This is a genomic window from Actinacidiphila sp. bgisy167 (assembly GCF_057707665.1).
Genome location: NZ_JBYIQP010000147.1, coordinates 1 through 6,750, shown reverse-complemented (window position 1 = coordinate 6,750; position 6,750 = coordinate 1). Strand labels below are relative to the sequence as shown.

At 73.2% G+C, this 6,750-nt stretch carries 8 protein-coding genes; 4 read left to right on the top strand and 4 right to left on the bottom strand.

Annotated features, from left to right (window positions below; translation table 11 throughout):
- Nucleotides 1-5: 5 nt before the first annotated feature.
- The 4 genes from AC3ET4_RS29945 to AC3ET4_RS29930 form a co-directional block, all read right to left on the bottom strand.
- A complete protein-coding gene (locus tag AC3ET4_RS29945) occupies nucleotides 6-719 on the bottom strand; it encodes an SDR family NAD(P)-dependent oxidoreductase (protein ID WP_431954969.1) in 714 nt (237 codons plus the stop codon).
- Nucleotides 720-849: 130 nt separating this feature from the next.
- Nucleotides 850-2,064, bottom strand: coding sequence for a YbfB/YjiJ family MFS transporter (locus tag AC3ET4_RS29940; RefSeq protein WP_431954967.1), 1,215 nt, complete (start codon nucleotides 2,062-2,064; stop codon nucleotides 850-852).
- 151 nt (nucleotides 2,065-2,215) lie between these two features.
- On the bottom strand, nucleotides 2,216-2,518 hold the full coding sequence (locus AC3ET4_RS29935; protein WP_431954965.1) for a muconolactone Delta-isomerase family protein: 303 nt from the start codon (nucleotides 2,516-2,518) through the stop codon (nucleotides 2,216-2,218).
- Between the two features lie 195 nt (nucleotides 2,519-2,713).
- Complete coding sequence (locus AC3ET4_RS29930; protein ID WP_431954963.1) at nucleotides 2,714-3,103, bottom strand: YybH family protein; 390 nt, start codon at nucleotides 3,101-3,103, stop codon at nucleotides 2,714-2,716.
- A 209-nt stretch (nucleotides 3,104-3,312) separates the two neighbouring features.
- On the opposite strand from AC3ET4_RS29930, the gene AC3ET4_RS29925 reads away from it, so the two are divergent.
- The 4 genes from AC3ET4_RS29925 to AC3ET4_RS29910 form a co-directional block, all read left to right on the top strand.
- Nucleotides 3,313-4,344 (top strand): nitronate monooxygenase, encoded by a 1,032-nt coding sequence (locus AC3ET4_RS29925; RefSeq protein ID WP_431954961.1) that lies wholly within the window; start codon nucleotides 3,313-3,315, stop codon nucleotides 4,342-4,344.
- A 205-nt stretch (nucleotides 4,345-4,549) separates the two neighbouring features.
- Nucleotides 4,550-4,729 carry a hypothetical protein gene (locus AC3ET4_RS29920; protein WP_431954959.1) on the top strand — a complete coding sequence of 60 codons (180 nt, stop codon included), beginning with the start codon at nucleotides 4,550-4,552 and terminating at the stop codon, nucleotides 4,727-4,729.
- A 367-nt stretch (nucleotides 4,730-5,096) separates the two neighbouring features.
- Entirely contained in the window at nucleotides 5,097-6,113 is a 1,017-nt protein-coding gene (locus tag AC3ET4_RS29915; RefSeq protein ID WP_431954958.1) for an alcohol dehydrogenase, read from the top strand.
- Between the two features lie 78 nt (nucleotides 6,114-6,191).
- Nucleotides 6,192-6,750, top strand: a 559-nt coding sequence (locus tag AC3ET4_RS29910) for a TetR/AcrR family transcriptional regulator (protein ID WP_431954956.1), incomplete at its 3' end; no start/stop codon positions are given.

Here is a 6,750-nt window from a genome sequence, read left to right as displayed (position 1 = left end):
GCCGCTCAACGGCCGGCGGTCTGACCGCCGTCCACGGGGAGGGTCACCCCTGTCACGAAAGGCGCCTGCTCCAGGTAGAGAACCGCCTCGACGATGTCGTCGATCTCCCCCATACGCCCCATGGGGTGCAGCCCCGCCAGGGCCTCGTGCGTCTCCTCCGGATGCATGGGCGTCTTGATGGTCCCCAGCGCCACCGCGTTCGCCCTGACGCCCCGCGTCGCGTACTCGATCGCCAGCGCCCGCGTCGCCGCCTGCAGGCCGCCCTTCGTCAGGGACGCCAGCACCGACGTCACCTTCGCGTCCGCCTGGTCGCCGAGGCTGCTGGAGATCTGGACGACGTGCCCCCCGCCCTGCTGCAGCATGCGGTCCACGGCGAGCTGGGTGATGCGGAAGAAGCCGTCCACGTTCACATGCAGCACAGCGCGGTAGTCCTCCTCGGTGTACTCGGTGAACGGCTTCGCGACGAAGATGCCCGCGTTGTTGACGAGTGTGTCCACCCGGCTGAAGCGCTCCATCGCGGTGTCGATCACGCGCTGCGCGGTGTCCCGGTCGGCGATGTCCCCCCGGACCGTCACCACCTCCGGGTCGGTCGACTCGCCGATGCTGCGCGAGGTGGCGACCACGGCGTACCCCAGCTTGCGGTAGCCCTCGACCAGCCCGGCGCCGATGCCCTGCGAGGCACCTGTCACGACTGCGACCTTCCGACCCTGAACGTTCATGGTTCCTTCTCCAAGGATGTCGTTGCACGGACTCCGGCACTAGTCGACCGGTCAGTTCAGAAAGTAGACGACCGGTCGAGAAATGTCAAAGGGCAAAAATCCCATTTGCGGCAAATCGGCCCTGGGTCGCCTACCCGACGCCGGACGCGTCCATGCGGTGCGGGAACCCGGCACGCAGCACCAAGGCCGCCAATGCGGCGGCCAGGACGACGAGAGCCGCGAGGACCAGTGCCTGCCGGTAGCCGTGCCGCACCAGGGGTTCGACAGCCAGGGGGCCGAGGATCTGACCGACCGAGTAGCCGGCGGTCAGCAGGGCGACCGCGCGCGGGAACCGCAGATGCGTGCCCGCGGCGAGGGCCACCGTGCTCACGCCGATGAAGGTGCCGCCGAAGAGGAACGCGGAGGCCAGCGCCGCGGCGGGCCCCCCGACCACAACGGGCAGGGCGATCCCGGCGGCCTGCAGGACGAGTGCGGCGAGCAGCACGTCCGGACGGGACCAGCGCCGCCCCAGGCGCGCCCACAGCGCGGCGGAGGGGACGGCCGCCACCCCGGCCAGCACCCATGCCGCGGTGCCGAGCCGGCCGGGCGAGCCTTGGTCGATCGCAGCGACCAGGAACGTGCCGGCGATGATGTAGCCGACGCCTTCCAGCGTGTACGAGGCGAACAGGGCGCCGAACCAGCGGTGCGTGCGCGGCGCCTCCTCACTGCGCCGCCCTGCGGGGGCCGGGACGTCCGGCGCGGCAGGAGCGGATTCCGTCCGTATCCCCCAGGCCGGCGCCGAGAGCAGCGCGGCGAGGGCGGCGGACGCCCCCCAGGCGGCCCGCCAGTCGGCGAAGCCGCGCAACGCGAGGACGAGCAGACCGGACAGGGCGATCCCGGCGCCGATCCCGCCGAAGCCCCAGCCGGGCAGGTGGGCGGGGTGCTCACGCAGCCGCCCGAGAAGCGCGTTGACGGCGATGACGAAGACCGTCGCACTGGCAGCGCCCGCGACCAGGCGCAGCACCAGCCACACCGCGGTCGTGCGTGTGAGCGGCATGGCGGCGAGGCTCGCCACGAGCAGCAGCAGCGACCCCCGCAGGACAGGGGTCGAGCGGGCCAGCCGGGGCAGGAAGGTCCCGGCGAGCGCCCCGGCGAGATAGCCGACGTAGTTGGCGGTGGCCAGATGGGCGCCGGCCCCCACCGTCAGGCGTGCCTGCGCCTGCATCAGGGGCAGGATCGGGGTGTAGACGAAGCGGCCGACGCCCATGGCCGCCGCCAGCGCCGCCGCGGCCCGGGCCACATGGCCCCAGGGCGCGACGAGAAGGCCGCCGGCGGCGACGGCGGGCGAACCTATTGATTTGCTCATGACATGTTCCTCGACAAGGGGATCCCTGTGCGCACGCGGCGCGGCCCCCGTCGCGCCCGTTTCCGGGCGCCCGAGGGCCGTGCGGGCGTGTGCTGCGGATGCCGCGGGGCGTCGTGCACAGCCGCTCGCGGCAGGTTGTACGGCGTGCGCGTCAGCCGGCGCCGTCCGCCCTTCCCGGGTCGTTGGGGTGCGACTGCACGGCGGTGACGGCCGCGGACATCCACGGCCACAACGGCAGCGTGCCGAGGACCTCTTCGTACAGCTGCGCATCGTCCTCGGCACGCCACAGCCCGATGCTGCGCATCTCGCCCACCGGACGCCACAACCGCACGAGGTGCCCGGCAAAGGCCAGTTCCGCGGCCCGGACGGACTCGGCCGCGCGACGCCGGTCGACCTCGGCCGGATCGGTGCCCTCGGGAACGGTGGTGGTGAGCTCGACCAGGAACTCCTTCACGATGTCGCCTCTCCTGGAAACGGAACAAAAACAAAAAGACGGGAAACGGCAAGGCCGTCCCTTCGAGCGGGCGGCCGGGCCGGTGACGCACCACCAACCCTGCGCCCGCGGGCCCGGGCGGCGCCACGACCGGCTGCCTCCCTCCTGGGAGGCCAGACCTCGCAACGCGCTGCCGCCAGGAGCCACTTCATGGGCTCAGTGGTCGGCGAGGATGCGGGAGACGTGGTAGGCGCGGATCAGCCAGCCGTCGCCCTCGCGCTGCAGGACGAGCGAGAGGTGCACGGGGGCCGCCCACCCCGCCGCGTCCCGGAAGACGATGTCGGCGAAGCCGCCGGCCACCTCGTCGCCGATGCGGTAACCCCGGATCTCACCCACGTCGGCCCAGCGGCCCTCGGCAACCGCCTCGTAGTAGGCGCGCACCTGCTCCCGGCCGGCCGTGGTCTCGGGACCGAAGCCCTGGAACAGCGCGTCGGGGGTGAACAGCGCGGCCATCTCGTCCGGCCGGTGGCCGTCGAAGGCGGCCTTCCAGCGGGACACCACCTCGCGCATGGGGTTGTTCGCCACGTCCGTCGGGTCAGCGCTCATGTCGGTTCTCCTTCGTTCTCATCTGGGGGCTGTTCCGGTCCGCGTCCGGAGCGTCAGCACCCAAGAAATAGTCGACCGGTCTAATAAACCGTAGTCGGGCGGTCGTATACTGGCAACTGCGGGCCGCCGAGCACACCCGGCCGGCACCGCACCGAGGCCGCTCACTCCTCGAGCGAGTGGCGCCACCGCGCAGGAGGAGCACTCACACCATGGTTTCGCCGCTGCCCGCACTCGGGGTGGACACACCTCTCCTCGCCGCGCCCATGGCCGGCGGTCCCACCACCGCCGCCCTGGTCACCGCGGCCGCCGAGGCCGGCGGCCTGGGCTTCCTGCCCGGCGGATACCGCACCACCGAAGCGCTGGCCGAGCAGATCGCCGCCGTCCGGCCCACGGGCGTGCCTTTCGGGGTCAACCTCTTCGCGCCCAACCCCGTCCCGGTCGACCCCGGCGCCTTCCGGCGCTACGCCCGTGCCATCGCCCGCGACGCCGCCGCGTACGACATCGACACGCTCGCCGCGGAGCCGGTCGAGGACGACGACCACTGGGCGGACAAGGTCGCCCTCCTCCTCGCCGACCCGGTGCCGGTGGTGAGCTTCACCTTCGGCATTCCGCAGGCGCCCGTCGTCTCCGCGCTGCGCGCCGCAGGAAGCCTCGTCGTGCAGACCGTCACCTCCGCCGCGGAGGCCAGGGCGGCCGCGGAGGCCGGGGCCGACATGCTGGCCGTGCAGGCGTCCGCCGCGGGCGGGCACTCGGGGACGCTCACTCCGCAGCACATGCCGGCGCCCGTCCCGCTGGAGGAGCTGCTCGGCGAGGTGCGCGCCGCCGCAGCCCTGCCGCTCGTCGCCGCCGGCGGCGTGGCGACCCCGGCTGCCGTGACCGGTGCGTTGCGCGCCGGAGCCGACGCGGTCATGGTCGGCACCATTCTCCTGCGCGCCGACGAGGCCGGCACCTCGGCGCCGCACCGGGCGGCGCTGGCCGACCCGGCGCGCACCGAAACAGTGGTCACCCGGGCCTTCACGGGGCGCCCGGCCAGGGCGCTGCGCAACGGCTTCACCGACCGCCACAGCGAAGCGGCCCCGACCGGCTACCCGGCCCTGCACCACCTGACCGGCCCGATGCGCAAGGCGGCTGCCGCCGCCGGCGACCAGGAGCGCATCCACTTGTGGGCGGGTACGGGGTACCGGCACGCCACCGAGGAGCCCGCGGAGCGGATCCTGCGGCGGCTCGCGTCCGGCATCTGAGGCGCACCCGCGCGAGGGCGGCCCGCTCCGCCCCAGGTCGCGGCGCCCCGGCGGGAGTTCCGCCGCCACCCGGCGGCAGTCGAGTGCCACCCTCCCGAGAACCGCGCGAGCCAGGTCACAGCACCGAAGTTGATCACCTTCTTGACAGGTGATGACGAGCGGGGCATCGTCGATGAATCGACACCCCCGCGGAGGAGACGACGCCATGCCGCCCTCATCACACAAGACCCCTGACGCCGCCGCGACGGCGCGCAAGGCCCGGTTCGGCAAACTGCCGGAGCGCGTCCGACCCGACCAGATGATCCAGGAGCGCCCGGCCGCCGCGCCCGACCCGGCAAGGAACGCCTACTCCGCCGACGAATGGCTCGTCCGGTACTGCCTCTGAGCCCCGACCGACCCCGCGACCACCTCGGCGGCGCGCTGCCGCTCGCGGCATCCGCGAGCAGCGCCCGCGCCGTCCCGGCCACCTGACCCGGCAGCCGAGACCTCGGCACATCACGCCGGCCCGCCCCACACCGTGAGGGCGGGCCGGCGTCGCCATGTCCGCCCCACCACCGCCCGCCCCCTTGCGCCGCCCGAGGCGCGGGTGGCGCTTGACGCGCTTAAGACGACCGGTCATATTGTCTTTCGGTGGTTCCCGTCGCGCCGAAGTGACGGGACCGGTCCGCGCCACCGCGCGCCGCCGCGCTCACTTCGCAGCACCCCGCCGGGCCACCTCAACCCCAACCCGCTCGAGCAGCCGAGGAGAAACCATGTCCACGTACCGCGCATTCGAGGTCACAGGCACCCGCGACTTCGAACTCGTCACCCGCCAGGTCGCGGCTCCGCCCGCCGGGCACGTCCGGCTGAGGGTCGAGAGCTGCGGTGTCTGCCACTCCGACGCCCTCGCCGTGGAGGGCATACGCGCCGACCCGACCCAGCCGGTCGTCCCTGGCCACGAGGTCGTCGGCGTCATCGACGCCGTCGGCGAGGGCGTGACCGCCTGGCGCGTGGGCGACCGCGTGGGCGTCGGCTTCCTGGGCGGCCACTGCGGCGAGTGCACGCCCTGCCGCCGCGGCGACTTCGTCAACTGCACCGATCAGCACCGGACCGGCACCACCACCGACGGCGGTTACGCCGAGGTGATGATCGCCCGCAGCAGCGGTCTGGCGCGGGTTCCGGAGGGCCTGTCCCCCACCCTCGCCGCCCCGCTGCTCTGCGCCGGCCTCACCACCTTCAGCGCCCTGAGCCGGCTCCAGCTGCGGCCCGGCGCACTCGTCGCGATCCAGGGCATCGGCGGCCTCGGCCACCTGGGCGTGCAGTACGCCACCCGGCTCGGCTACCGCGTCGCGGCCATCGCCCGGGGCTGGGAGAAGGAGAAGCTCGCCCTGGAACTCGGCGCGAGCCACTACATCGACAGCTCGGCGCAGGACCCGGGGGCCGCACTGCGCGAGCTGGGCGGCGCGGACGCCATCGTCGCCACGGCGGCGAACGGTGCGTCCATGGCCCCTCTGGTGCCCGGACTCGCCGCGCGCGGACACATGGTCGTGGTGGGCGTCCCCATGGACCCGATCTCCGTCGCCGCGCCCGACCTGGTCCTCGGCTCACGCACCGTCAGCGGCAGCCTGACCGGCTCCTCCATCGACAACGAGGACAACCTCGAGTTCAGCCTGCGCTCCGGCGTCCGCCCGATCGTCGAGACGATGCCCCTGTCGCGGGCCCCGGAGGCCTACGAGCGCATGATGGCCGGAAAGGCCCGCTTCCGGATCGTGCTGGACACGGCGGCCTGACCCGGCGGGCCGGCGCCGTCCCGGGTGTATGTTGACAGCCGGGAGACGACTGGCCGTATTGCGCCGGAGGAGGTGGCCATGGCCCGGCAGAGCATGCGCGAGGCGATCCTCGACGCCGCGGTCGAGCAGTTCCACGCGAAGGGGTACAACGCCGCGGGCGTGAAGGACATCACGGACGCGGCCGGGGTGCCGAAGGGGTCGTTCTACAACCACTTCGACAGCAAGGAGTCGCTGGCCCTCGTCGCGCTCGACCGCTACGGCGCGGGCCGGCGGACGCACGAGCTGGCGGCACCGGGCAGTGCGCCGCTGGCACGGCTGCGCGCGCACTTCGAGTTCCTGCGCGACGAGACCGTGGACGCGGACTTCACCCGGGGCTGCATGTTCGGCAACTTCGGCGCCGAGATCGCCGACCACAGCGAGACGATCCGCGCCGGCGTCCGCGCGTCCCTCGGGCACTGGGCCTCGCGGATCGCGGGCGCCCTCGCCGAGGCACAGCGGGACGGCGACCTGCGGGCGGACCTCGACACCGAGCGGACGGCACGGTTCGTGCTCAGCGCCTGGGAAGGCACACTGATCACCGCACGCTCCGGCCGGTCACACGAGGCGTTCGAGGACTTCTTCCACACTGTCTTCGAAA